Source organism: Bacillus sp. NPDC060175, assembly GCF_042728695.1.
GTDB lineage: Bacteria > Bacillota > Bacilli > Bacillales > Bacillaceae_G > Bacillus_A.
Map to the genome: position 1 here is coordinate 85,987 of NZ_JBHWYR010000004.1, position 24,595 is coordinate 110,581.

Sequence of the window (24,595 nt, forward strand, 5' to 3'; positions counted from 1 at the left end):
TAAACATATTTTTGTATAAAAAAACAAAGTATACATTTATTTTGTATACTTTGTCTCGATATGGATGTATTATATATTCACAATTACTTCCTTCTTTATAATTCTTTCATAGAGTTGTTCTGCTAATTCTCGAAAATGATCTGGCATATCTTTCCCTTTAAACTTCTTTTGAAGCGTACCGTATAAACCAATATCACGTAGACGTAAAAATAACGGTAACGATTCATACCAACTATCCGCCAGTCTGTGCTCATATTCATAACCTTTTCGTAACACTTGTAACTGTTTACAAGCAAATTCTGTCTTCTCTTCTGTAGTCCACGATGTAAATAGAACAGAGTAATAGAGAACCATTGCTAAATCATGTATAAAGTAATTATAAGCTGCATCATCAAAATCAAAGATTGTTAGCTCTTTGCCGTCATAATGAAAGTTACCTGGATGAATATCACCATGCATAAGACCGAATGTCTCTCTTTCAATTGGAAGAGCCTTTATTTCATCCATTAATACAGTAGCAATCTCTTTCACTTTCTCATCTTCTAATTCATTAACAATTGCACTCTCATCCTCTTCCCACGTATCACGGTAGTCAGTTTTAGGATAATCCATTGTAAGGCGATGCAGTTGTCCAATCGCTTTTCCCCACGCTTCAAAGTAAGTATCTCCCCAATAAGGCGATTCTTCTCCTTTTACTTGCTCACCTTTTGCGTATGTAAATAAGGAAGCGAAAAAGAAAGTCCCATCCTCTGCTACAATTTCTTCTACAAGATTTTGAGATGTTGAGTAAAGTGGTCCCGCTACCTTTGCCCCGTTCTCCGCAACATATCGTAAAAAATCTAGTTCAGCTTCTACCTCTTTTTTAGAACGATGAGAAGAATGCGTTAAACGTAATACGTAATCCCCATCATTTTTATCCTTCGCCTTAAAAATGTAATTTTCAAAATCTCCAAGTGGCTTTTCTCCCACTTTTACATGAAACCCCTTTGCTGCTCTTGTTAAGATCTCTTTTGTAAAAACTCGTTCTACAGCTATTTCCATATGTATCCCTCCTATATATCTTCTTAATTCGACATAAATGTAAGAAGTACTGCTATGAAATTGAATAACGCGTGGGCAACCATAGCTGATAAAATAGAATTTGTTTTCTCATATAGCCATGCGAATACTACGCCGCTTAAAAAATTCACCGGTAATGTGTTATATGTTGGGATATGAACAACAGTAAATATTATTGAACTTATAAGCATACCGCCCCATATACCATATCTATCACGAAAAAACGTATAAAAAACACCTCTATATAAAATCTCTTCATAGATTGGTGATATAACCGCCGCTCCAATTACCGCGATACAGAACGAATATATTGATTTATCCTTTTGGACCGTCTCCGTTTTACTATTTTCAAAAGAAATCCCCAGTTTCTCCATTATCATTAATACTCCAATGCTAACTACAATCAAAGAAATAACCGCTACAAATGTCCACAATAAATCTTTCCATGAAAGCTTCCGAATTCCAATATCTTTCCACGACAATTTATATCTTTTTATGCAAAAAAGATAAACTACAAAGGTAAATATCACTGCCATTATAAGTCCCATTAATACTCCAGCATATAATGAGTTCCCTATTATTTTTAAAGCATAATCATAAAAAAGAGATTCAACCATTATTGGTACAATCAGAAATACAAAAAAAAATAAATATAAAATTTCTTTCCATCCCCACATATATTTTAAAGTCATATATACCATCCCCTACTTCGCATTTTCTTTAGTATAGAAGATGACGTAACGTAACTTTCAAGCTAATTTCTTAAAAAGAATACAAGCATAATTTTTTCATAAAAAGCAAAAATTAACAGTGATAATTTAATTCTAAAAGGGTGGGCCTTATGACAGAGCAAAGCAATAACCAACAAAAAAATAAAACGAAGCATATGTTTCCATCACTTTCGGAAAATGTTAATTACATCGAAAATAAGCTCTACCATTCTGATGATATAAAAAAATTAGATGTCCCATTTCAAAACGGAAAAGGAACAATCTTATATATCGAATCTTTAGCAGACCCAAATTTAATTCACCAATTAGCTCTTGAACCACTATTAACTCGATCTGATTTGTCTTTAGAAAAAGCTTTTTCTACATTGAATATGAAAAAAGAAACAAATTTAAATTATGGTGTGCAACTTTTATTACAAGGTAAATCTTTATATTTCCATGAGCATGTCGAGAGCTTTTGTATTTTTGAAACGGCTTTATCTTTAAAAAGAGATATCACAGAGCCTGATAATGAAGGGGTTGTACGTGGACCACATTCTGGTTTTGTTGAAGATTTAGTTACGAATTTAGCTTCCGTACGGAAACTAATTAAGAGTCCAAATTTAGTCGTTAAATATTTTATCCTTGGTGAAGAGATGCACACAAAAGTAGCAATTGTTTATATGCAAAATATAGCTAATGATGATCTCGTCACAGAAGTAAAAAGAAGATTAGAAACGATTAAGACCGATGCACTAATGCCACCAGGTTACATACAAGAATTTATAGAAGACACTTCTTTCTCACCATTTCCGCAACAATTAAATACAGAGCGTCCCGACCGAACTGCGGCTAATTTAATGGAGGGGCGAGTTGCTATTTTATCTGACGGAGACCCAACAGCTCTTATCGTTCCTGTTACGTTATTCGCTTTTTATCAATCACCTGATGACTATAATAATCGCTGGATTGTCGGTTCTTTCGTGCGAATGATTCGCTTAGTAAGTTTTTTAATTGCCTTTCTCTTACCAGCTATATATATCGCAACTGTCGCTTTTCATCCTGATGTGTTGCCACTCGAACTCGTTTATACGATTAAAGCTTCATTAGAAAAAGTGCCACTTCCTCCTATTTTTGAAGCTCTCTTAATGGAATTGATCTTCGAATTATTGCGCGAAGCTGGTATTCGTCTGCCGAGCCGCGTTGGACAAACAATCGGTATTGTAGGCGGTTTAGTAATTGGGGATGCAATTGTAAAAGCTGGACTCGTTTCTTACACAATGATTATCGTTGTAGCTTTAACTGCAATTGCATCTTTTCTTGTTCCATCAAACGATATGAGTTCAGCAGTTCGGATTCTTCGTTTTCCGTTAATGATCCTTGCTGCTATATTCGGGTACGTAGGAATATCATTCGGTCTAATTATAACTTTCGTTCATTTATGCCAGCTACATTCATTTCATACACCATATCTTTCTCCTCTTGCACCAATGCGGATAAAAGATATGAAAGATTCTTTTGTAAGACTACCAATTTGGTCGTTTTGGGAACGACCACATGATCCAAAACCTAAAAAAATGCAACGACAACATGTAACGAGAGAGGATGAGAACGGTGACAAACACGCAAAGTAAAATTTCACTAGTTCAATTTACCTTTTTCGTTATTCAATGCCAAATCGGTGTTGGTATACTTTCTCTACCAAACCGTCTTCACCCAATAGCGAAAGGTGGTGGATGGATTTCTGTTCTCATCGCTGGTTTTGCAATTCAACTTATTATTTTACTTATGTGGCTTCTCTTAAAACGATTTCCTGATGCAGATATGTATGAAAGTGTTTGTATGCTATTTGGTAATAAACTTGGAAAACTATTAGGTTTTGCTTATGTTTTTTATTTTACCCTTATCGGTATGACGGTTATGTTAAATGCTTGTAATGTCATTAAAGTATGGATATTACAAGCAACTCCTTGGTATGCCATTCTCATACTATTTACAATAGCTTGTTGTTATGTAGCTTATAATACGTTTAAAGTCATCGTACGGTTTTACGTCATGGCTTCTATTCTCATTTTACCAATGGCTTTTTTAATTGCCCTAGGGCTTACACGAGCTGATTTTTCTTATATTTTCCCCATTACAGAGGCTGGATGGTGGAACATTATTCAAGCATCAAAAGAAACAATTACAGCCATGTATGGTTTTGAAATTATTCTTATCGCTTTCCCAAAAGTAAACGGGAGTTCTGTGGCAAAACTGAAGGCAATTTCTATCGCTAATGGATTTGTAACTCTTTTTTATGCCTTTACTGTTTGGATTTGCTTTATCGTATTTAGTCCAAAACAAGTTGAACTAATTCCAGAGCCAGTTGCTTACTTACTACGCTCCTTGCATATCGGGATTATAGACCGGACTGATTTACTATTCATACCAATATGGATGATAACAGTTGTGGCTTCTATTGCTAGTTATTATTGTGCTGCTTCAATCGGAATTGGACATATATTCAATCTTTCTAATCATAAAAAAGCTGTTCCAATCGTTGGTATTATTGCTTTTAGTGTAGCCTTATTTATAGATACACCTGAAGAATTAAAAGTAATTGCAACTTTCACTGATAAGTTCACCTATATTTTCATAGTTGTCCTCCCTCTTTTATTTCTACTTTATTCAGTAATAAGAAATAAGAAAGGAGAACAGTATGTTCAAAAAAAGAATTAAATTACTTTTTGTATTATGTGCTAGTTCATTCCTTTCTGGCTGTTGGGATCAAGAACCATTAAGAGAGGCAAGGTTAGCTTATAGTATTGGATATGATATTACAGAAGAAAATAAACTTCAGCAAACGATTGAGCTCGTAAAAAGTTCAAGTGGAGAACAATCTTCATTCGAGAATGAAGTACATTCAGCAACCGGACATAACATAAGAGATACAAGCGATGCACTGAAAAAAAATGTAACTGGGAATATCCGTTACTTTAAATACGGTGTTCAATTATTAGGAACAAAAATCCAACAAAAAGGTATACTACCCTATTTAGATGTCAGCTTTCGAGACCCAACAAACCCAACTGCTTTAGTGAAGCTTATTTCAGTAGATGGTGACACATCCGAGATACTCGAAAAAAAGAAAGTAGGGAATTTACTGATTGGAGATTTTCTAAAGAAAAAAGTGAAAAGCTTAGAAGATATGAGTGTGTTTCCAAAAGAAACTTTAGAAACAGCTGCTACAAAAATGTTAGATCCGGGTAAAGATTTCACTCTCCCTTCTATAAAAATAAAAGGAAAAGAAGTTATTACAGACGGGTTAGCTTTATTTAATAAAGACAAATTAACTGGACATTTACCCCTGAAACAAGCTGTTTTATTCGTGTTATTAACCGGAAAAATGGGAACAAGTGCCCGTATAACCCAAAAACTTACTAGTGATGAATCAGAGAAGACATCTGATTATTTAACAATGGAAGTGAGCAATCAGAAATTAAAACGAGACTTAAAAATAACAACAGATAAAAAAGGAAATGTTTATGCTCACATTAAGCTCCAACTAAAAATTATAGCGCTTGAAGCTCCAAGGGATAATCTTTATAAAATGGGTGAAAGAGAAAAGCTAAATGGAGAATTATCGAAACAACTTACGAAAGAAGCTAAACAAATAACGAAAAAGCTACAAAAAGCAAATTGTGATGCTTTCGGTATCGGAAGACACCTTATCGCTTATCATCCTGATTTATGGAAGAAAAAAAATTGGAATAAAGATTATGCAAAAGTGAAATTTAAGCCCGAAGTAGAAGTAAGCATTTTATATAGTGGTGTCTTAAAATAAAAGGTTGTATGCCACTTAGGCATACAACCTTTTATTTCGTATATCGATATACAATTGATTCATATGGTCTTAAATTAAGATTTGTAATATCCTTGCTTGAATCTTTATAATTTGACAATAATACTTCTTGTTTCATTCCATCTAATTGAACATTACCTGGTACAGAATATGTTATTTCTTCTCCATAGAAGTTATTTATAACAAGTAGTACTTCATTCTTTACAGTACGAGTATATGCCCAAATCTTAGAATGATTTTCATCTAAAATAGCATATTCCCCTTCTGTAATTGCATCATAAGTTTTTCTAAGTTCAATTAACTTTTTATAATGATAAAATACAGATTCTTTCTCTTCTAACGCTTTTTCTACATTAATTTCTTTATAACTATCAGCCACTGAAATCCAAGGTGTATTTGTTGTAAAACCACTGTTCACCCCTTCATTCCACTGCATTGGAGTACGGGAATTGTCACGAGATTTTTGTTTTAAAATCCCTATAATCTCTTCTTTTGATAATCCTTCTTCTAGCTTTATATCATATATATTTAACGATTCCACATCACGATATTGCTTGATGGACTCGAATTTAGGATTCGTCATACCGATTTCTTCCCCTTGATAAATGTAAGGTGTTCCTTGCAACATATGCATAGCTGTCGCTAACATTTTAGCAGATTCATTTCGGTACTTACCATCATCACCAAAGCGTGACACAATGCGAGGCTGGTCATGATTACACCAAAATAACGCATTCCATCCCTCGCCCTTTTGCATTTCAATTTGCCAATTAGACATAATTTCTTTTAATTTAATAAAATCAAAATCAGCTTTCGTCCACTTATCACCATTGGGATAATCCACTTTTAAATGATGGAAACTAAACGTCATACTTAGTTCATTACGCTCTGGGCTTGAATATTTAATACAATTATCAATTGTCGTAGATGACATTTCTCCAACTGTAATTACATCTTTCCCTTCAAAAACATTTCGGTTCATCTCTTGTAAATATTCATGGACGCGTGGACCATCCGTATAATATTTACGCCCATCACTTGTAGCCGCGGTGTCTTCATCACTTAAAAATCTTTGATCTTTTGAAATTAAATTAATAACATCAAGGCGGAATCCTTTTACACCTTTCTCCAACCAAAAGCGCATCATATCGTACACTTCTTCACGAAGCTTTTCATTTTCCCAGTTTAAATCAGCTTGTGTCTCATCAAATAGATGTAAAAAATATTGCTTAGTTTTTTCATCGTACTTCCAAGCTGATCCACCAAACTTAGACTGCCAATTATTTTTTTCATCACGCCAAATATAGTAATTGCGATACGGACTATTCTTATCTTCTTTTGCTTCTTTAAACCACTTATGCTCGGTCGAACTATGGTTTACAACGATATCGAGCATAATTTCAATGTCACGTTCTTTCGCTTTTTCTAGAAGCTCTTCAAACTCTTCCATCGTTCCGTAAGATGGATCAATACTGTAATAATCACTTACATCGTACCCATTATCATTTTGTGGTGATTGGTATATCGGTGTTAACCAAATATAATCTACTCCGAGTTCTTTTAAATAATCTAGTTTCTCTGTAACCCCTTTTATATCACCGGTTTCTTTATTGTAATAACTATTAAAGCTCTTCGGATAAATTTGATAGACTACACTTTTATGCCAATCCTTCATGTTTAACTTCCTCCTACTTCTGTTTTACTCGTTTTGCAAATAACCATGTTAACGTAAATGGAATTACGACTGCTATCATCATTCCTATAATAAACATTGGAATCGATTTCGGAATGATAGAAATAAATGCTGGTAGTCCGCCAATTCCGATAGCCGGGGCTAATACGCCATTTAATGTAATGAATATCGCCGCAATAGCAGATCCAATAATTGCTGCATAGAACGGGAATTTATTTCGTAAGTTAACACCAAACATCGCCGGCTCTGTAATACCGAAGTACGCGGAAATTGCTGATGTCGATGCCATACTTTTATCATTTTGATTTTTAGAAATCCAGAACATTGCAAGTGCCGCACTACCTTGCGCAATGTTAGAAAGAGCAATCATCGGCCAAATAAATGTACCGCCGTGTTGTGCAATTAATTGTAAATCAATTGCAATAAACATATGATGCATACCTGTAATTACAAGCGGTGCATAAAGTGCCCCAAACAATACTGCTCCAACTACTGGTACTGTTTCATATACTCCTACTAATCCAGCTGTTAATAAATCTCCAATATGACGTGTAACTGGACCGATAATCCCTAATGCTAATACACCTGTTACAACGATTGTTGTAATTGGTACAACTAATAATTGAATTGCATTTGGTACATGTTTCTTTAAGAAGATTTCAACTTTACTTAATACGAATGCTGCTACTAAAACGGGTAAAATTTGTCCTTGATATCCTACCTTTTCAATTTGGAACAATCCTAAAATATTGAAGTACTCAATCTTTTGTCCCTCTAAACCAGTCGCTGCTTTTCCATAATCCCAGGCGTTTAATAAGGCCGGATGCACAAGCATTAAGCCCATAACAATACCTAGTATTGGACTACCACCAAAACGCTTCGTTGCCGACCAACCGACAAGTGCTGGTAAGAATACGAACGCTGTATTGGCCATCATATTAATTAAATCCCAAAGCCCGCCTAAATTCGGATAAACATCTAATAAATTTTTACCATCAAAAAATAAGTCCTTTGCCCCTAATAAATTGTTAATCCCCATTAGTAAACCAGCTGTTACGATCGCTGGTAATATCGGCATAAATACATCTGAAAATACTTTTACAAACTTTTGAGCCGGATTCAACTTTTGGTTTCCAGAATCTTTCACGTCAGCTACTGTCGATTCCTCCATACCTGCAAGCGTTATCAATTCAGCGTATACTCGATCGACATCACCTGGACCAATTACAACTTGAAATACCCCAGCATTATGAAACGCTCCCTTTACTAATGAAACAGACTGCAATTTATCATTATCTATTTTACTTTCATCTTTTAAAGCGATACGGAGCCTCGTTACACAGTGCGCAGCTTGTTCAATATTGTCTTTCCCACCAATATACTGCAACACTTCTTCTGCTGTCTTACGATAGTCTTTCCCCATATTCCCATCCCTCTTTTCTGTTTTTGATACCGTTTACACTTACATATTAACTCGTATATATAAGTTAGTCAACACTCGTATATACGAGTTAATGATTTTTTTATAAAAAAAAGATGAAACGTTATTTCGTTTCACCTCTTTACTTTCTTCGCGCCACATCCGAAAAGTGAAAAATATCTAAACGGTGACGTGATTCCGTATATTCGAACTGACTCCCATCGTATAAATGAGTAAAGTTTTTTACAACGACAACATAGTCTGTGCCATTTAAATCCAAATACTTTCGGTCATCATCTATACATGGTTGTACTTCAATTACCCGCTGTGAATAGCTAATATGTAGCCCTAATTCTTTCTCAATGTATTTATAAATCGATGCAGTTGCAATTTCTCTCGTTAATCCTGGAATATATTCCGATACAAAATGGTTTATATCTAAAATTACTTTTTCTCCATCAATATTTCGTACACGTTTAATATGATCTATTTCCGTTTTTTCTTTCACGTTTAATAACTTTGCTACATCTTTCGTCGCTTTCATTTTCTCTATTTCCACGACTTCTGTAATACAGTAACGTCCTAAACGTTCATTTTCTTCTTGAAAACTTACAATACCACCAAAGTTAAATTCAATGTTTTTACGCTTTAATACAAAAACACCTTTTCCGTGTATTTTTTGAACATATCCACGCTCTTGCAATAAATCTACCGCTTTTCTTACAGTACCTCGGCTTGCCTCATACTGCTTCATTAATTCTGTTTCTGATGGGATTTTGCATCCCTCTTTTAATTGTTTATTATCAATAGACTTACTGATTTCTGTATAAATTTGTTCATACTTACTCATCATCTACAATAGCCCCTTGTCACCTTCTAATTCTATATGTATTATACCACGCTACACTCTTCTGCCAATCTCTCACTTATTTTCCAGTACAAGAAAAATATAGGTAAATATTTAATCTCTACAACTTATTTTCATAAAAATTTTTATATTTTTCTTTTCATTCAAAAAAACATGTAGTATACTAACTTCAAAATCAGAGGAGAAAGGGAGCAAAGAACTATGCTTACTTATACAACAATTGTAGTTACATTTGCACAAAAACATCATCATCATACGTAACCCTTGAAACCTAGCGGAAAAATTACGCGTAGGTACAAGGGTTATTCCCGTTGTACCTACGCTTTGGCGAAGAGCCATGTAGGTATTTTTTATCTACATGGCTCTTTTTTTATTGCCAAAAAGCTAGTAAAAAATGATGTTTAAGCAAATCTTACTACAAAGGAGTTAACAAAAATGGAAACGAAAAAATGGGGATTATGGGTTTTAACAGCTTTTGTTATCGGGAATATGGTTGGCGGTGGCGTATTTATGCTCCCAGCAAATTTAGCACACGTATCAGGTCCAATGGGATCTACACTTGCATGGAGTATTACAGGACTTGGTGTATTTATGATTGCACTCGTATTTGGAAATTTAGCAATTCGTAAACCAGAATTAAAAGCAGGACCACAAAGTTACGCCCAAGCAATGTTTACTTCCCAAAAGGCAGGTAAAGTTGCAGGATATAGTATGGCTTGGGGATACTGGGCTGCTAACTGGGCTGCTACAGCATCTGTAATTATTTCCTTTGCAGGATATTTATCAACATTCTTCCCAGTTTTACAAAGTAAGCAAATTCTCTTTTCAACAAACGGATTTTCATTAGAACTTGGAAAAACTTTAACCTTCATAGTATGTAGTATGATGCTATGGGGAATTCAATATATTCTTTCTCAAAATATTGATAGAGCAGGAAATATGAACCTTCTTGCAACAATCGCAAAAATCATCGGATTTACAATGTTTATTGTAATCACATTATTCATTTTCAATGCCTCTAATTTCGGGGACGGTCAAACATTTATGAATGAAGCTGGACAACCTATTTCGTTGGGGGGACAAATAAATTCCGCTGCTATTGCAACACTTTGGGCGTTTATCGGTATTGAGTCAGCAGTTATGCTCTCTAACCGCGCAAAATCTCAGCACGACGTTAAGAAAGCTACGATTTTCGGATTAATCATCGCTCTTCTTATCTACATGGCAATTACTCTACTAACAATGGGCGCTCTTCCACAAGACGTTTTAAAAGAGTCTCAAAAGCCATTAGTAGATGCATTAAATTTAGCAATTGGTACTAAGGGTGCTTATATAATGGCCTTACTTGCACTCGTATCTTTATTCGGCTCTACTGTAGGATGGATCGTTGTTAGCTCAGAAGTACCTTACCAAGCAGCAAAAAATGGGGTTTTCCCTAAGTTTTTCGGAAAAACAAATAAAAAAGGAAGTCCTTCAAAATCATTATTTATTACAAATGTGATGACACAAATTTTCTTATTTTCAACGATTTCTGGTACTGTTTCCGAAGCATATAATTTCGCTATTGTTGTAGCGACATTAGCATATTTAATCCCGTACCTTGTTTCTACCTTGTACCAGTTAAAATTAGTTATTACGGGAGAAACGTATGATATAATGCCTGGATCTCGAATAAAAGATGGGATCATTACTGCACTAGCATTTTTATATTCCATTTGGGTTATTAAAACAGGAACTGCTGATTTAAAAACGTTCTTCTTAGGAATTGGATTGTTTGTATTAGGCCTTATTCTTTATCCAATTTTAATGAAAGATTCACAAAAAAAACAATAAAAAAGAGAAGCTTTCCGCTTCTCTTTTTTTATTAAAAGTCAGTTAATAACTTTTCTTTTAGTTCACCTACATCTAACGGTTTCGCATAATAAAAACCTTGTACAAAGTCGCAACCCATTGATTTTAATAAACTTTCTTGTTCTACCGTTTCTACCCCTTCAGCCACCACTAATAAATTTAAACTATGGGCGATTTCAATAACCGATTTTACAATCGTTCGCTCTGGTTGTGCATGATCATAATGAAACTCACGAATAAAATTACGATCAATTTTCACAATATCAAGTGGTAGTTGTTTTAAATAATATAATGAGGAATACCCTGTTCCGAAATCGTCTAAAGCGATTAAAATCCCCATACTTCTTAATTCTTGTAATGTAGCAATAATATAATCAAAATGACGTACAGCTATACTTTCTGTTATTTCTAATATTAAACGATTTGGCGGAAACCCTGTTCGCTTCAATATACTACGAACAGATAAAATAAAGCGCTTTTGCATCAATTGTTGTATTGATAAATTAACAGATAATTTCATTCCCTCTTGATACTCTGGCAAAGTTTTAAACAGTCGACATGACTTTTCTAGTACCCAGTCTCCTAGTTTTATAATAAGTCCACACTCTTCAGCTACAGGTATAAATTCACTTGGTGAAATAGGACCTTCTTCTGTCTTACAGCGTACTAAAGCCTCAATACCAGTACATCTCTTTGTTTTCAAATCAATAATGGGCTGTAATGCCACTTCTAATTCTTCGTCACGAATTGCTTTTTGCAAAGCAAACTCTATTTTCATTCTACGGTTTATTTTCGCACGTAATTCATCTGTAAAGAAGCACGCCGCATTTCTTCCTTGCTCCTTCGCACTATACATGGCTAAATCTGAATTTTTCAATAACGTTTCAACGTCTTTTCCATCTTGCGGATAGGAACAAAGTCCTAGACTGGCTGAAATATATACTTCATGACCTTCCAGCATAAATGGTGCTTGAAAGCATGACAACACAGATGTCGCTAACTGCCTCATCCCATCTTGTGTATGTTTTTTTGTTAATAGTACAAATTCATCTCCACCAAGCCTAGCCAAAACATCTTTATCTCCTAGTACGTAATGCAATCGTGAAGCGACTTCACTTAAAAGTAAATCTCCTATCATATGACCTAACGTATCATTCACTAATTTAAAACGATCTAAATCAAAGTAAATCATGCCAAACTCTATTTTCTCTGCAATCATCTTATTTACAGTCGTAATTAACTGCAAACGATTGGGTAAACTTGTTAACGCATCATGATAAGCAAGTTCCCTATAACGACTTTCACTTAATCGTAATCTTTGTTCTGCTTCTTTCCTACTACTTATATCATTTCGAATTGCAATAAATTGATAGGGTTCTCCCTTTTCATTTAAAAATGGAACAATTGTTGTTTTAACCCAATAATACGTACCATCTTTTGCTTGATTTCGAATTTCCCCCGTCCATACTTTTCCACTCAAAATACGCTTCCATAGGATTTGAAAAAATGCTTTCGGATGATATCTGGAATTTAAAATACGGTGATCTTTTCCTATTAATTCTTCTCTTTTATATTTTGAGATTTTACAAAATTTATCATTCACATATGTAATAAGACCATTTCGGTCTGTAATAGCAACAATTGAAGACTCATCTAATGCTAATTTTAAATCTTGCAATGAAGAGTCATATAATGCATGACCTCTTTGTTCTAGCATGCGCACCTCTCCTTGCTTCCTATCTGGCTAAAACACAACTCATTTCTCTTCATAGAAATAGAGATATCTCATTTTCTAACAATATGCCTTTACATAAAGTGAAACTTTAATCAGTGGGGGGTTTTGTCCATCCCCCACTGATTATTAGCCTTCACCAATCGGGCTTTTACGGGCAGTTATCTCCCACCTAACTTCCTCGCATTCACCGAATTTTGAGGTGGGAGTCTTACTGCCCGTTAATGCGGGATAAATCACAATTTTTTTCTAAATAGGCCGATTAAAATAACATAATATTATTTATAAAAAAAAGCAATATAGTGCCCTTTTAATAATAGTAGCGACTTTTCACTTCTCTGATTATCTGATCTTATTATACCGTATTCTCTTACATTTTTTTAATTTATAAAGCGACAATTTAATCAATACTAGCCTCTGTTCCCTACTAACGCGGCCCCACGCCTAATCTCTTTGCTTTCATGAAATATTAAGGTGTAAATCCAACTGCCAACAAACTAACGGAATAGAGATTAAAATTGGCAGTTAATATTTTGAATTACAATAACAAAATATTAACATATTTTCACCTTTATTTTGGAAGTATTTTATAAATATATACATTATTAAACAAAAAAGAGGGTATCCTCTTTTTTTGTTTAATAATATGGATTCGATATTTGCTGGTAACCTGGATATGGTGTTGGATATGGCGTTGGGTAAGTTACTGGATATGGAGCTGGGTAATATCCCCCACCACTAGCTGCACCTGTTAACGCTCCAGCTGTAAGTCCTCCTACTACTCCTCCTGCAAAACTTCCTGGAAAAAATCCTCCGCCCCATGAGCCGCCACCCCAGCCCCATCCGCCGCCGTGATGGTGGTGGTGATCATAATGATTGTGTCCACCATGATGATTATGCCCGCCGTGATGATGGTGCCCTCCACCCCCGTGATGATTCCGATCATATCCTCCATAATTTCCAGTATAGTTCATTTTTCTCCCTCTCCTTTTAGCATATAGTTCTGCCTCTCTTTAATATGTGGAATAATAAGGATTCTGTTGATAATCTGCATAGTATGGATAATCTGAATAATAAGGATAACCATATCCGCCATAACCAAACGCTGGACTGAGTAAAGCACCTGCTACAACCCCTGGAAAGAAACCTCCACCAAAAGACGGCGAATGTCCAAAACCACCCTGGAAACCTCCATGGTCAAAACCCCCGCCATGACCAAATCCACCAATTGGACGACCGTACATTTTATTCACGCCCTTTTTTATATAAGAACGTAACAATATACTGTATGTAGGACAAATGCGGAAAGCATGGGGAAAATGTCTATATTTTGTAAAAAAAACAAAACACTTTATAATAAGAATGTCGGATTATACCTTTTATATAAGAAGTCTATATTTAAGAAAGATTAGAGGAATTTTATAGAAATGAAGAAGCCTATCGTTCAATTATTATTGGTATTTACAATTGTATCTATCGTTCTCTTCCTATTAAATACGTCGATTATCTCGTTATATACATTCTTCGGTGTATTATGGTCTATTACAATCGTTGGAATTTCATTCGTTATTTTTATCGAAAACAGGTCTCCTCAAAGTACCTTAGCGTGGTTTTTAGTATTAGCACTTCTTCCTGTTGTAGGTGTGCTTTTATACTCGCTCTTCGGTCGTAGCCGTTGGAGAAGAAAAAAACATCTTCATCGTTCAGAAGAACAAAGAAAATTATTCCGTGAAATATTAGAAGGAAGACGACTAGAACTGTCTCTTACAGTTCCATTACATGAGCGTTCTATACATTTAACAGAAGTAGTACAAAAATTTGGAGGCGGTCCTGCCGCAGATAGAACGACGACAAAACTTTTAACAAACGGAGATCAAACCTTTTCAGAAATTCTACAAGCTATCGAGCAGGCAAAACATCACATACATATTCAATACTATATTTATAAATCTGATGAGATCGGTACAAAAGTTCGAGATGCTTTAATAAAAAAAGCAGAATCTGGGGTTATTGTACGATTCCTTTATGATGGACTCGGAAGTAATACGTTAAGAAGACGATTTTTAAAACCGATGAAAGAAGCTGGAATTGAAATTGTAGAATTTGACCCTATTTTTTCAGCTTGGTTACTTGAAACAGTCAATTATCGTAATCACCGTAAAATCGTCATTGTAGATGGAGAAATTGGATTTACTGGAGGACTCAACGTCGGTGATGAATATCTCGGTCGTTCGAAAAAATTCCCTGTTTGGCGTGATAGTCATTTGAAAATAGAAGGAAAAGCATTATATAAATTACAAGCAATCTTTCTAGAAGATTGGCTTTATGCCTCTAGTGGTTTAAGTAACTATTCTTGGGAGCAATTTATGAATATACAATACTTCCCTGGTAAAGAAATTTCGAATGCAGAAGGTGCTGTTCAAATTGTAGCAAGTGGACCAAGCTCAGATGATAAAAGTATTCGTAATACATTACTAGCTGTTATGGGCTCTGCCAAAAAATCTATTTGGATCGCTACGCCATACTTTATTCCAGATCAAGAAACTTTAACATTATTACGCTTAAGTGCAATATCCGGCATAGATGTACGTATTTTATATCCGGGTAAAAGTGATAGTATTATTAGTGATCAAGCATCACAATCCTATTTCACTCCACTTTTAAAAGCTGGTGCTTCCATTTACAGTTATAAAGATGGATTTATGCACGCAAAAATTGTACTCGTTGACGATAAAATCGCAACCATTGGAACGGCAAATATGGATGTACGTAGCTTTGAGTTAAATTATGAAATTATTAGTGTACTTTATGAATCAGACACCGTTCATGATATTAAACATGATTTTGAAGAAGACTTTAAGCATTCCACTGAAATTAAATGGAACTCGTTCCAAAAAAGAAGTATCAAAAAACGAATATTAGAGTCTTTCATGCGACTCATTTCTCCTTTGCTATAAGCAATCAATATAATATTGATTGCTTTTTCTTTTACATTTCCCCTCTCTCCTTTTCTTTGCATACCATATTAAAACAAGTTATCATAAGATGTATTACTTTATGAAAATAATGTTAGGTGGGAAATACATGTTAGAACAATTTCATATACACGCTGATTTAAAACAACAGCTCTCAGCCCTTCACGAAAAAAACAAACAAGAAGCTGGCGAAAATGCACATTTAATTGGAAAGAAAATATATAAAGCATCTGATAACAGCATTATTGAAGATGCCATTACAGCACTTTTACTTGGTAAAAACATTCTATTAAAAGGACCAACTGGTAGTGGTAAAACAGTACTAGCGGAAACTCTTTCTTCTTTATTCCAAAAACCAATGCATAGCATTAACTGTTCTGTCGACTTAGATGTAGAAGGTATTTTAGGATACAACACATTACAAACAAAAGAGGGTGCATCTGAAGTTACATTCGTTAACGGTCCTCTTATGAAGGCAATGAAGAACGGTCATTTCTTATATATTGATGAAATCAATATGGCAAAACCTGAAACATTACCACTTCTTCATGGTGCGTTAGATTATCGTAAAATGATTACAAACCCATTTACACAAGAAGTTGTATACGGTGATGACGAATATCGCGTAATTGCTGCGATTAACGAAGGTTATGTTGGGACAAGTGAACTAAACGAAGCATTAAAAAACCGCTTTGTTATTATTGAAGTTCCTTACATTCAAGGTGATACATTAAAAGAACTATTACTATCTGAATCAAAATTAAATGATGTTGCAACAATTGAAAAGTTCGTTGCATTCGCAAGCGATCTTATGCCTTTAGCTCGTGATGGGCGCGTAAGTGAAGAAGCAGCTAGTATTCGTGGCATTATCGATGCATGTGATTTAGGTGTATATATTCCTGTTATGCGTGCAATTGAACGTAGTATTATCGCAAAATTAAACGATGAAACAGAACAAATGACTGTCCGTGAATTAGCAGAAAGTTATTTCTTTGAGGGATAATTTATGAGACAAATTTTTAGTGACAAAAAAATTGATGCGTCGCTGTTTCTACAAATGGAAAACTTAATGTATGCTCTTCTAAAAGAAGACGATGCCTATCTTGAGTATGGCTATAAAGCATACTACGACGAAATTGAAAAAAAGGTTGTCATTAGTCACTTTTGGGATGATCGAAAAGAAGAGGATACAGTAATCGGATTAAAAAGCGAAGTGTTCTTAAAGGCACTTGGTAATAAACATTACTCGGACATGACTTTAATTCGTTCTTATGCGATTGAGTTACAAGAATCGCCTCTAAAAAAGTTTTTAACACAATTATTTGTTCTATTAGAAGATTTACGTGTTGAGGAAATCGTCAAAAATTTACGTCCTGGCACAAAACATATTTTTAAACGCCGAAAAGAAATGTATCGCAATTACTTTGGCTCACAGAATGAAATAAATCGTGTTCGTAACTATCACGGTGATCGTCTATTTTGTCTATGCTATCTTTCATTAACGAGTGATAAATATGAAATGTTTAATAATGAATATTTCGAGCAAATTGAAGCAATTTTGCATGAAACATTCCAAGCTCGTAATACGGAAGATATTATGTATATCGTTGAGAAAATTCGCTATCGCCTAGAAGGACTTCTTGAAAGTGATATGCTTAATAATTATTTCGGACATGCCCCGCTTTATTTATCTGTTATTGCAGATGAGAAAGACAGTCGCGCTGAAAAATTAGCAAATGATGATACGCAACTCATAGATGACGATGATAACAAAAACAAAATGGATGAAAGCTTCTCGACATGGCACCGTGAAAATAAAAACAATGAAAACGAGAATTTTTTACGCTTTGATTTAGAAAGTGGAACAAAAACAAACATGATGGGTGATACTGCTCGCGAATCAGAAGATGGCGAGCAAGCACTTGGTTCTGTACAAGGTACTTCTCAAAAAAGTACACAATCCAACTTTGATGGTGCTGATACAGAAGAAGCAAGAGCGTCTCACGCTTCTAGTCAAAACGAAGGTGCATACGGTAAGTATAATGTCGGTGCCTCTCATACATTTAAAGAAGCCCGTAAATCAAATCCTGATGAGAAAAAAGATTATCAAGCCATCAAATCAGTCGTTAATAAAGATGTAAAAGAATTAAAGAAAATTATCGAAAAAACAATTGAAAATAAAACGAATGCAAACAGTGATAAATACTACGGAAGACTTCGTAAGAAATTCCTTCGTATTTATACAGAAAAACAACCGCGTATGTTTTATAAAAAAGGACAAGAATCTCAAGAACTTGACGTTGCATTCCAACTATTAGTTGATTGCTCTGGCTCTATGTATAACAAAATGGAAGAAACGAAAAAGAGTGTTGTGCTATTCCATGAAGCTTTAAAATCGTTAAAAATCCCGCACGCTATTAGTGGATTTTGGGAAGATGCTTCTAGTGCTAAACCTGAAGATAAACCAAATGTTATCCATGAAGTTGTTACGTATAAAAACTCAACGTTACCAAACGTCGGTCCAGAAATTATGCAACTTCGCGAAGAAGAGGATAACCGTGACGGATATATTATTCGTATCGTTTCTGAAAAGCTTGCAAAAAGACCTGAGAAACATAAATTCCTACTAGTCTTCACAGACGGTGAACCTTCTGCGCTAGACTATCAACAAGACGGAATTTTAGATACGCACGAAGCTGTGAAACTCGCTCGTAAAAGTGGTATGGAAGTAATCGGTATCTTCATCGAAGAAGGCGAAGCGAAAGAAGCGACTTATCAACTAATGAAAAACATTTATAACCATCACTTCTTAGTTGCAAATCATGCTGAAGATTTACGCCTGAAGATTAAACCATTGTTGAAGAAACTATTACTGAAGACGATTGAATAGAAAAACAGGAGCCACGAGGCTCCTGTTTTTCTTCGTTAACTTACTTTGTTTCTGGTTGAAACTTGTATGGAATGGAAACTTCTAATAATAATTCGAACCCTCCATCGTAGTATGGGAATCGCTCATTCGCGATTTTTCTATCTACCCACTCGATTGCGGAAATTTCTCCTTCATCTTCTGCACCAAGTTCACCTGTTACAACATTTGCTCGGAATGTAAAAAATAATGCATGATGTCCCTTCTCTTCAAAAAACTTCTCATTTATTGCAACAAGTCCACTGAGTGTAGCAGTTAAACCTATCTCTTCTTTCACTTCTCTTACTAGTGCTTGCTCTAACGTTTCACCTTTTTCAACAGCCCCGCCCGGCAGTGACCAAACGTTTTGTTCTACATTATGTACCATTAATATTTTATCTTTTTCGCTATCGTGTATTAGTGCATATACAACATCAACTCTTTGCATGTTGCTTTTCTCCCTTCCTAAAATAATTAAGAGCCAATTCCTAAGAATCGGCTCTTCCTATTAATTCATCACTAACTCAGCTGCAAGCTTTTTTTTTAACTTAGCAAGCATATCAGTTGTCATTTTGTCTAAATCATATTCTGATTTAAAGCCCCACTCTTTCATTGCTGCTGTTGCATCAATAGAGTTCGGCCAGCTGTCAGCGATTGTTTGACGAGCTGGATCTACAGCGTAATCCATTGTAAAGTTCGGAATGTGTTTACGAATTGACGCTGCGATTTGCTCCGGCTCAAAGCTCATTGCTGTAATGTTAAATGCATTTCTATGCACGAGTTTACTTGGATCAGCTTCCATTAATGAAATGATCGCTTGTAAAGCATCTGGCATATACATCATATCCATGTATGTTCCTTCTGCAATGTATGAGGTGTATGTGCCTTTTTTAATCGCCTCATAATAAATTTCAACTGCATAATCAGTTGTTCCGCCTCCTGGAGGAGCTACGTAAGAAATTAAGCCTGGGAAACGTACACCGCGCGTATCAACGCCAAACTTTTGATGATAATAATCACATAGTAATTCTCCTGCTACTTTGTTTACCCCATACATCGTAGTAGGACGCTGGATTGTATCTTGTGGTGTATTATCTTTTGGCGTTGATGGACCAAATGCACCGATAGAACTTGGCGTGAAAAATTTACAGTTTAATTCACGTGCTGCTTCTAATGCATTTACAAGTCCGCCCATATTTAAATTCCAAGCAAATAATGGATTTTTTTCTGCCGTTGCTGAAAGTAAAGCCGCTAAATGAATAATTGTATCTACTTCATTACGCTTTGCAATATCATGTAATTTTTGTCCATCTGTTACATCTAACGTTTCAAATGGACCAGACGTTACTACTTCACTATCTGTTTCACGAATATCTGTTGCAATAACATTTGATGCACCGTATACATCACGAAGTTTCATTACTAGTTCAGAACCAATTTGCCCTAAAGAACCGGTTACTAGAATTTTTTTCATTTTCCCCACTCCTCATTTGCAAGCTATTCAAAAGATGTCGTTACTTAAATGATGCCCATTTCTTTCCCTACTTTTTCATACTTACGAATTGCTTCATCTAACATTTCTTTCGTATGAGCTGCTGTAGGCATATTACGAACGCGACCCATTCCTTTTGCTACAGTTGGGAATACGATAGATTTTGCGTATACGCCTTCTTCATTTAGACGTTTACTAAATTCTTGTGTTAATACTTCATCACCAATAATACAAGGCGTAATTGGTGTCTCACTTTCTCCAATGTTAAAGCCAAGTTCTTTTAACCCTTGTTTTAAATAGCGACCATTTTCCCATAAACGATCGTGTAACTCTGTGCTTTCCATTAGAATTTCAATTGATCTCATACAAGCAGCTGCATCAGCTGGTGTTAAAGCCGTTGAGAATAAGAATGGACGTGAACGCACTTTTAACCAATCGATTAAGTTTTGTTTCCCAGCTACATATCCACCAATTACCCCAATTGCTTTTGATAATGTACCAATTTGGAAATCAACTTTATCAGAAAGGCCGAAATGTTTTACAGTACCTGCACCTTTGCCAAGTACACCTGAACCGTGTGCATCATCTACATATGTCATTAAATCCAGCTCTTCTGCAATTTCAACAATCTCTGGTAATTTTGCAATATCTCCATCCATTGAGAAAACACCGTCTGTAATAACCATTAATTTATTATAAAGACCTGATTCTTTTGCCTCGATTGCTTTTTTGCGTAAATCTTCCATATCAGAATGCTTATAAACGATGATTTTCGCTCTTGATAGACGACTACCATCAATAATAGATGCATGATTTAATTCGTCTGAAAGAATCGCATCATTTTTATCCATAACAGCTGAAATCGCTGCCATATTACAGTTAAATCCTGATTGATAAGCAATTGCTGCTTCTGTATGTTTAAACTTTGCAATTGTTTCTTCCAATTTAATATGCAAATCTAAAGTACCGTTAATTGTACGAACAGCACCTGCTCCAACGCCGTACTTATGAATTGCACCAATTGCTGCTTCTTGTAAGCGATTATCAGTCGCTAATCCAAGATAGTTGTTTGAAGATAAGTTAATATATTCTTTTCCGCCAATTGTAATGATCGGTCCATTTGAACTCTCAAGCGGATCAATTACGTTATAAAGCCCCTTTGATTTTAAATCCTCTAAATTTTCTTCTAAAAAGTTTGCAAGTGTTTTACTAGACATCGTGAAGCCTCCCATCGTTCATGTAAGCGGATTATTATCTCAATAATTCCAATAATCCCTCTACTAGCTTAACACGTTTTCAGAATTTATTATAGAAAAATAGTTTAAAGAAACCGCTTACAATTTTAGATTATATATGATTCATTACAAGAAATCTATCATTTACATTTCATATTTGATAGAATTAAAAAAATATTTAGGGAGGCTTCAAACATGGCATTTACTGAATCTGATGTATATAATAACGAATCGTTTTTAGAACAATATATGAAGCGAAGATATCGAGAAAATAGCCCAAACGAAGCACTTGAAAAACCAGCATTCTTTCAGCTCATTGGTAATGTACAAGGAAAACAAATTCTCGATTTAGGCTGTGGTGATGCTAAATTTGGCGAGGAATTATTAGAAAATGGCTGCCACTCTTACACTGGCATTGAAGGCTCCGAGCTTATGTATGAACAAGCTAGTAAGCACCTAGAAAATAAAAATGGATCTGTTCATTTTATAAATCTCAAAGACTATACCTACCCTCCTTCTACTTTTGATTTAGTAACATCTAGACTCGCCTTACATTATATTGAACATCTTGATATTATTTTTCAAAATGTATACCAAACTTTAAAAACAAACGGAACTTTTACCTTTAGCGTTCAACATCCCGTTATTACCTCTTCGTTTGAAAGCTTACAAACAAGTGGTAAAAGAACTAGCTGGTTCGTCGATGATTATTTCAAAACGGGAAAACGAGTTGAGCCGTGGATTGATCAAGAGGTTATTAAATATCATCGGACAACGGAAGAATATTTTACATTATTACAACAAGCCGGATTTACAATTACAAACTTAAAAGAAGCCACACCAAATCAAAAATGTTTTCAGGATAAAGAAGAATATGAACGTCGCTTACGTATTCCCCTTTTCCTACTATTTTCTTGCGAAAAATAAAAAAAACGATGAATTACTCATCGTTTTTTTTGTTATCTCATCGCCTGAACAGCTTCTTTACGTACACTTCTTCCTCTTCCGTGCGGGATACAGAGCGGTGTTCCAAATAACGGATCAGCGCTTATTTGACACTCCATACGGAATACATCACGAACTAACTTCTGGTCAATAACTTCTTCTGGTTTACCTTGTGCATATATTCGTTTATCTTGAATGGCTACAATGTTGTCTGCATAACGGCATGCCAAATTCAAATCGTGTAATACCATAACAATCGTTCTTTTCTCTGTTTCATTTAATTCGAATAATAAATCTAACACTTCAATTTGGTGAGTCATATCTAAATATGTAGTTGGCTCATCCAGTAAAATAATATCGGTATCTTGTGCAAGGGTCATTGCAATCCAAGCACGTTGACGTTGTCCACCTGAAAGAGCATGCACATCACGCTCAGCAAATTCTGTCATACCCGTTGCCGCAAGCGCTTTTTGTACCATTTCCTCATCTTTTTCGGACCATTGCTTCAGCCATGTTTGATATGGATAACGTCCTTGCTTAACAAGTTGCAATACTGTAAGTCCTTCCGGTGCTTGTGGCCCTTGTGGTAAAATCGCCATTTGACGAGCAATTTGCTTCGTTTGCATACTTTGAATTGCTTGATTATCTAACAAAATGTCACCGGTTGTTGGCTTTAATAATCTAGCTAGTGAACGTAATAAAGTTGATTTCCCACAACCGTTAGAACCGATGAAGATTGTAATTTCCCCTTTTGGAATTTCTAAATTCAGCTCATCAATAATAATTGTTTCACCATACGACAGCGTCAAGCGTTTCGTCTCCAATGCTTTTTGCATATTCATCTCCCTTTATGAATTCCGACTTTTATAAAATAAGGTGCATCAATTGCTGATGTAAATATCCCTGCTGGAATTTGGAGCGGAGTACAGAATGTATACGGCAAGTACCCAATCTACATCCATAATTAACGTCTTAGCAGACGCACCTTTTGAATAATAATCTGTTCATTAGAATCATTAAAATGAAAAAATACATCTAAAGCTTATTTTCAATTCATATTAATATACACGAAAATAATACTTATAAAAATACAAATAAAAACTACAATGATTCAAAAAATAAACCAATCCATTTTGCTTCATTTTTTATAACATGCAGCGCTTTTCTTTCAATATAATGATACGTTTTTAGTGTATTTCAACCTAATTCTCATTGTCAATGATAATGAGAATTACTTTCATTTATTCCTATTAAATTAATCGTTAAAGCTTTACTATCACACTCTCAATTGAACAAATATCCTCAACGTGGGAGGAGTGGCATAATAAAGTAAAAGTTTAAATTGTTCATCCTGCACTGATTATTAGCCCGCGCAAATCGAAATTTATCCCACAAATGGCGGGATAAATTTCATGCAAAAGGAATCGTTTACAGTATTTGTATTCCCCCTCCTTCTAAGTGCCTATGGAAGGTGAAGTAACAATGAGGGAAAGACAAAAGAAGAGATTAAAAAGTTGACGACATTATTTGGAATACAGCTGGTGGTGTAATGGCCGCTAACTTACTACTAGATGATATTGAAAAACGCTTTGTTAAATAATTTTATTCTAACCAGCTCCCTCTTTTATGGAGCTGGTTTTTTCATTTCACTGAAGTGTCACATTATTTCATTTTGTATTTTTATTACCGATATGTTATATTGTAAAAGTAAATATAGCTTATTTTCTCTATATCAGAATAAATATTCTAATCTAAATTTTCTGATTTGTCACTATTTTACTTTCTTTTAGAATTCAATTACTACATTTGAAAACGCTTATTATCTTGTTTTCAGGGAAAAATACAATAACGGTTGAAGAAAAATAG

General features: G+C 34.9%; 20 protein-coding genes and 1 pseudogene. 8 read left to right on the top strand and 13 right to left on the bottom strand.

The window, feature by feature from the left end; all coding sequences use genetic code 11:
• Positions 1 to 69 precede the first annotated feature (69 nt).
• The gene (locus tag ACFWDE_RS03575; protein ID WP_377890109.1) at positions 70 to 1,041 is read right to left on the bottom strand and encodes a phosphotransferase enzyme family protein; all 972 of its coding nucleotides are present in this window, start codon (positions 1,039 to 1,041) and stop codon (positions 70 to 72) included.
• Between the two features lie 23 nt (positions 1,042 to 1,064).
• Positions 1,065 to 1,751: a CPBP family intramembrane glutamic endopeptidase gene (locus ACFWDE_RS03580; RefSeq protein WP_377890111.1), complete on the bottom strand. Its 687-nt coding sequence runs from the start codon at positions 1,749 to 1,751 to the stop codon at positions 1,065 to 1,067.
• Between the two features lie 149 nt (positions 1,752 to 1,900).
• Between ACFWDE_RS03580 and gerKA the strand changes: the two genes are divergently transcribed.
• The 3 genes from gerKA to ACFWDE_RS03595 are packed head-to-tail and all read left to right on the top strand — an operon-like array spanning position 1,901 to position 5,595.
• Positions 1,901 to 3,403 carry a spore germination protein GerKA gene (gene gerKA, locus ACFWDE_RS03585; RefSeq protein ID WP_377890113.1) on the top strand — a complete coding sequence of 501 codons (1,503 nt, stop codon included), beginning with the start codon at positions 1,901 to 1,903 and terminating at the stop codon, positions 3,401 to 3,403.
• A complete protein-coding gene (locus ACFWDE_RS03590; protein ID WP_377890115.1) occupies positions 3,384 to 4,490 on the top strand; it encodes a GerAB/ArcD/ProY family transporter in 1,107 nt (368 codons plus the stop codon). Before gerKA ends, ACFWDE_RS03590 begins: the two co-directional genes overlap by 20 nt.
• On the top strand, positions 4,471 to 5,595 hold the full coding sequence (locus ACFWDE_RS03595; RefSeq protein ID WP_377890117.1) for a Ger(x)C family spore germination protein: 1,125 nt from the start codon (positions 4,471 to 4,473) through the stop codon (positions 5,593 to 5,595). Before ACFWDE_RS03590 ends, ACFWDE_RS03595 begins: the two co-directional genes overlap by 20 nt.
• A 31-nt stretch (positions 5,596 to 5,626) precedes the next feature.
• On the opposite strand, the gene treC is transcribed toward ACFWDE_RS03595, so the two are convergent.
• The 3 genes from treC to treR all read right to left on the bottom strand — a co-directional run bounded on the left by treC (position 5,627) and on the right by treR (position 9,579).
• Entirely contained in the window at positions 5,627 to 7,288 is a 1,662-nt protein-coding gene (gene treC, locus ACFWDE_RS03600; protein WP_377890119.1) for an alpha,alpha-phosphotrehalase, read from the bottom strand.
• A gap of 13 nt (positions 7,289 to 7,301) precedes the next feature.
• Positions 7,302 to 8,729, bottom strand: coding sequence for a PTS system trehalose-specific EIIBC component (gene treP / locus ACFWDE_RS03605; RefSeq protein ID WP_219917117.1), 1,428 nt, complete (start codon positions 8,727 to 8,729; stop codon positions 7,302 to 7,304).
• Between the two features lie 139 nt (positions 8,730 to 8,868).
• Positions 8,869 to 9,579: a trehalose operon repressor gene (gene treR, locus ACFWDE_RS03610; RefSeq protein WP_377890121.1), complete on the bottom strand. Its 711-nt coding sequence runs from the start codon at positions 9,577 to 9,579 to the stop codon at positions 8,869 to 8,871.
• Between the two features lie 450 nt (positions 9,580 to 10,029).
• On the opposite strand from treR, the gene ACFWDE_RS03615 reads away from it, so the two are divergent.
• The gene (locus tag ACFWDE_RS03615; RefSeq protein WP_377890123.1) at positions 10,030 to 11,427 is read left to right on the top strand and encodes an amino acid permease; all 1,398 of its coding nucleotides are present in this window, start codon (positions 10,030 to 10,032) and stop codon (positions 11,425 to 11,427) included.
• Positions 11,428 to 11,458: 31 nt separating this feature from the next.
• Here ACFWDE_RS03615 and ACFWDE_RS03620 read toward each other — a convergent pair whose 3' ends face one another.
• The 3 genes from ACFWDE_RS03620 to ACFWDE_RS03630 form a co-directional block, all read right to left on the bottom strand.
• On the bottom strand, positions 11,459 to 13,162 hold the full coding sequence (locus tag ACFWDE_RS03620) for a putative bifunctional diguanylate cyclase/phosphodiesterase (protein ID WP_377890125.1): 1,704 nt from the start codon (positions 13,160 to 13,162) through the stop codon (positions 11,459 to 11,461).
• Positions 13,163 to 13,815: 653 nt separating this feature from the next.
• On the bottom strand, positions 13,816 to 14,151 hold the full coding sequence (locus ACFWDE_RS03625; protein WP_377890127.1) for a hypothetical protein: 336 nt from the start codon (positions 14,149 to 14,151) through the stop codon (positions 13,816 to 13,818).
• Between the two features lie 39 nt (positions 14,152 to 14,190).
• A complete protein-coding gene (locus tag ACFWDE_RS03630; RefSeq protein WP_377890129.1) occupies positions 14,191 to 14,421 on the bottom strand; it encodes a hypothetical protein in 231 nt (76 codons plus the stop codon).
• Between the two features lie 183 nt (positions 14,422 to 14,604).
• On the opposite strand from ACFWDE_RS03630, the gene ACFWDE_RS03635 reads away from it, so the two are divergent.
• The 3 genes from ACFWDE_RS03635 (at position 14,605) to ACFWDE_RS03645 (ending at position 19,042) form a co-directional block, all read left to right on the top strand.
• Positions 14,605 to 16,134 (top strand): cardiolipin synthase, encoded by a 1,530-nt coding sequence (locus ACFWDE_RS03635; RefSeq protein WP_377890131.1) that lies wholly within the window; start codon positions 14,605 to 14,607, stop codon positions 16,132 to 16,134.
• A 127-nt stretch (positions 16,135 to 16,261) separates the two neighbouring features.
• A complete protein-coding gene (locus ACFWDE_RS03640; protein WP_002159316.1) occupies positions 16,262 to 17,155 on the top strand; it encodes an ATP-binding protein in 894 nt (297 codons plus the stop codon).
• A gap of 3 nt (positions 17,156 to 17,158) precedes the next feature.
• A complete protein-coding gene (locus ACFWDE_RS03645; RefSeq protein WP_377890133.1) occupies positions 17,159 to 19,042 on the top strand; it encodes a vWA domain-containing protein in 1,884 nt (627 codons plus the stop codon).
• A gap of 40 nt (positions 19,043 to 19,082) precedes the next feature.
• Here ACFWDE_RS03645 and ACFWDE_RS03650 read toward each other — a convergent pair whose 3' ends face one another.
• From ACFWDE_RS03650 to ACFWDE_RS03660, 3 genes are read right to left on the bottom strand one after another with little or no spacing between them, the layout of a single operon-like run.
• Positions 19,083 to 19,505, bottom strand: a complete 423-nt coding sequence (locus ACFWDE_RS03650) for an NUDIX hydrolase (protein ID WP_002010481.1) — start codon at positions 19,503 to 19,505, stop codon at positions 19,083 to 19,085.
• Positions 19,506 to 19,565: 60 nt separating this feature from the next.
• Positions 19,566 to 20,531 carry an L-threonine 3-dehydrogenase gene (locus ACFWDE_RS03655; protein WP_377890136.1) on the bottom strand — a complete coding sequence of 322 codons (966 nt, stop codon included), beginning with the start codon at positions 20,529 to 20,531 and terminating at the stop codon, positions 19,566 to 19,568.
• A 44-nt stretch (positions 20,532 to 20,575) separates the two neighbouring features.
• On the bottom strand, positions 20,576 to 21,766 hold the full coding sequence (locus ACFWDE_RS03660; RefSeq protein WP_377890138.1) for a glycine C-acetyltransferase: 1,191 nt from the start codon (positions 21,764 to 21,766) through the stop codon (positions 20,576 to 20,578).
• 213 nt (positions 21,767 to 21,979) lie between these two features.
• On the opposite strand from ACFWDE_RS03660, the gene ACFWDE_RS03665 reads away from it, so the two are divergent.
• Positions 21,980 to 22,711 carry a class I SAM-dependent methyltransferase gene (locus ACFWDE_RS03665; RefSeq protein ID WP_377890140.1) on the top strand — a complete coding sequence of 244 codons (732 nt, stop codon included), beginning with the start codon at positions 21,980 to 21,982 and terminating at the stop codon, positions 22,709 to 22,711.
• A 32-nt stretch (positions 22,712 to 22,743) separates the two neighbouring features.
• Here the strand turns inward: ACFWDE_RS03665 and ACFWDE_RS03670 are convergent, their stop codons facing one another.
• Together ACFWDE_RS03670 and ACFWDE_RS03675 are read right to left on the bottom strand one after the other, a co-directional pair.
• Entirely contained in the window at positions 22,744 to 23,565 is an 822-nt protein-coding gene (locus ACFWDE_RS03670) for an ABC transporter ATP-binding protein (RefSeq protein WP_377890142.1), read from the bottom strand.
• Between the two features lie 134 nt (positions 23,566 to 23,699).
• A pseudogene (locus tag ACFWDE_RS03675) lies at positions 23,700 to 23,887 on the bottom strand (iron ABC transporter); the annotation flags it as partial.
• Positions 23,888 to 24,595 lie beyond the last annotated feature (708 nt).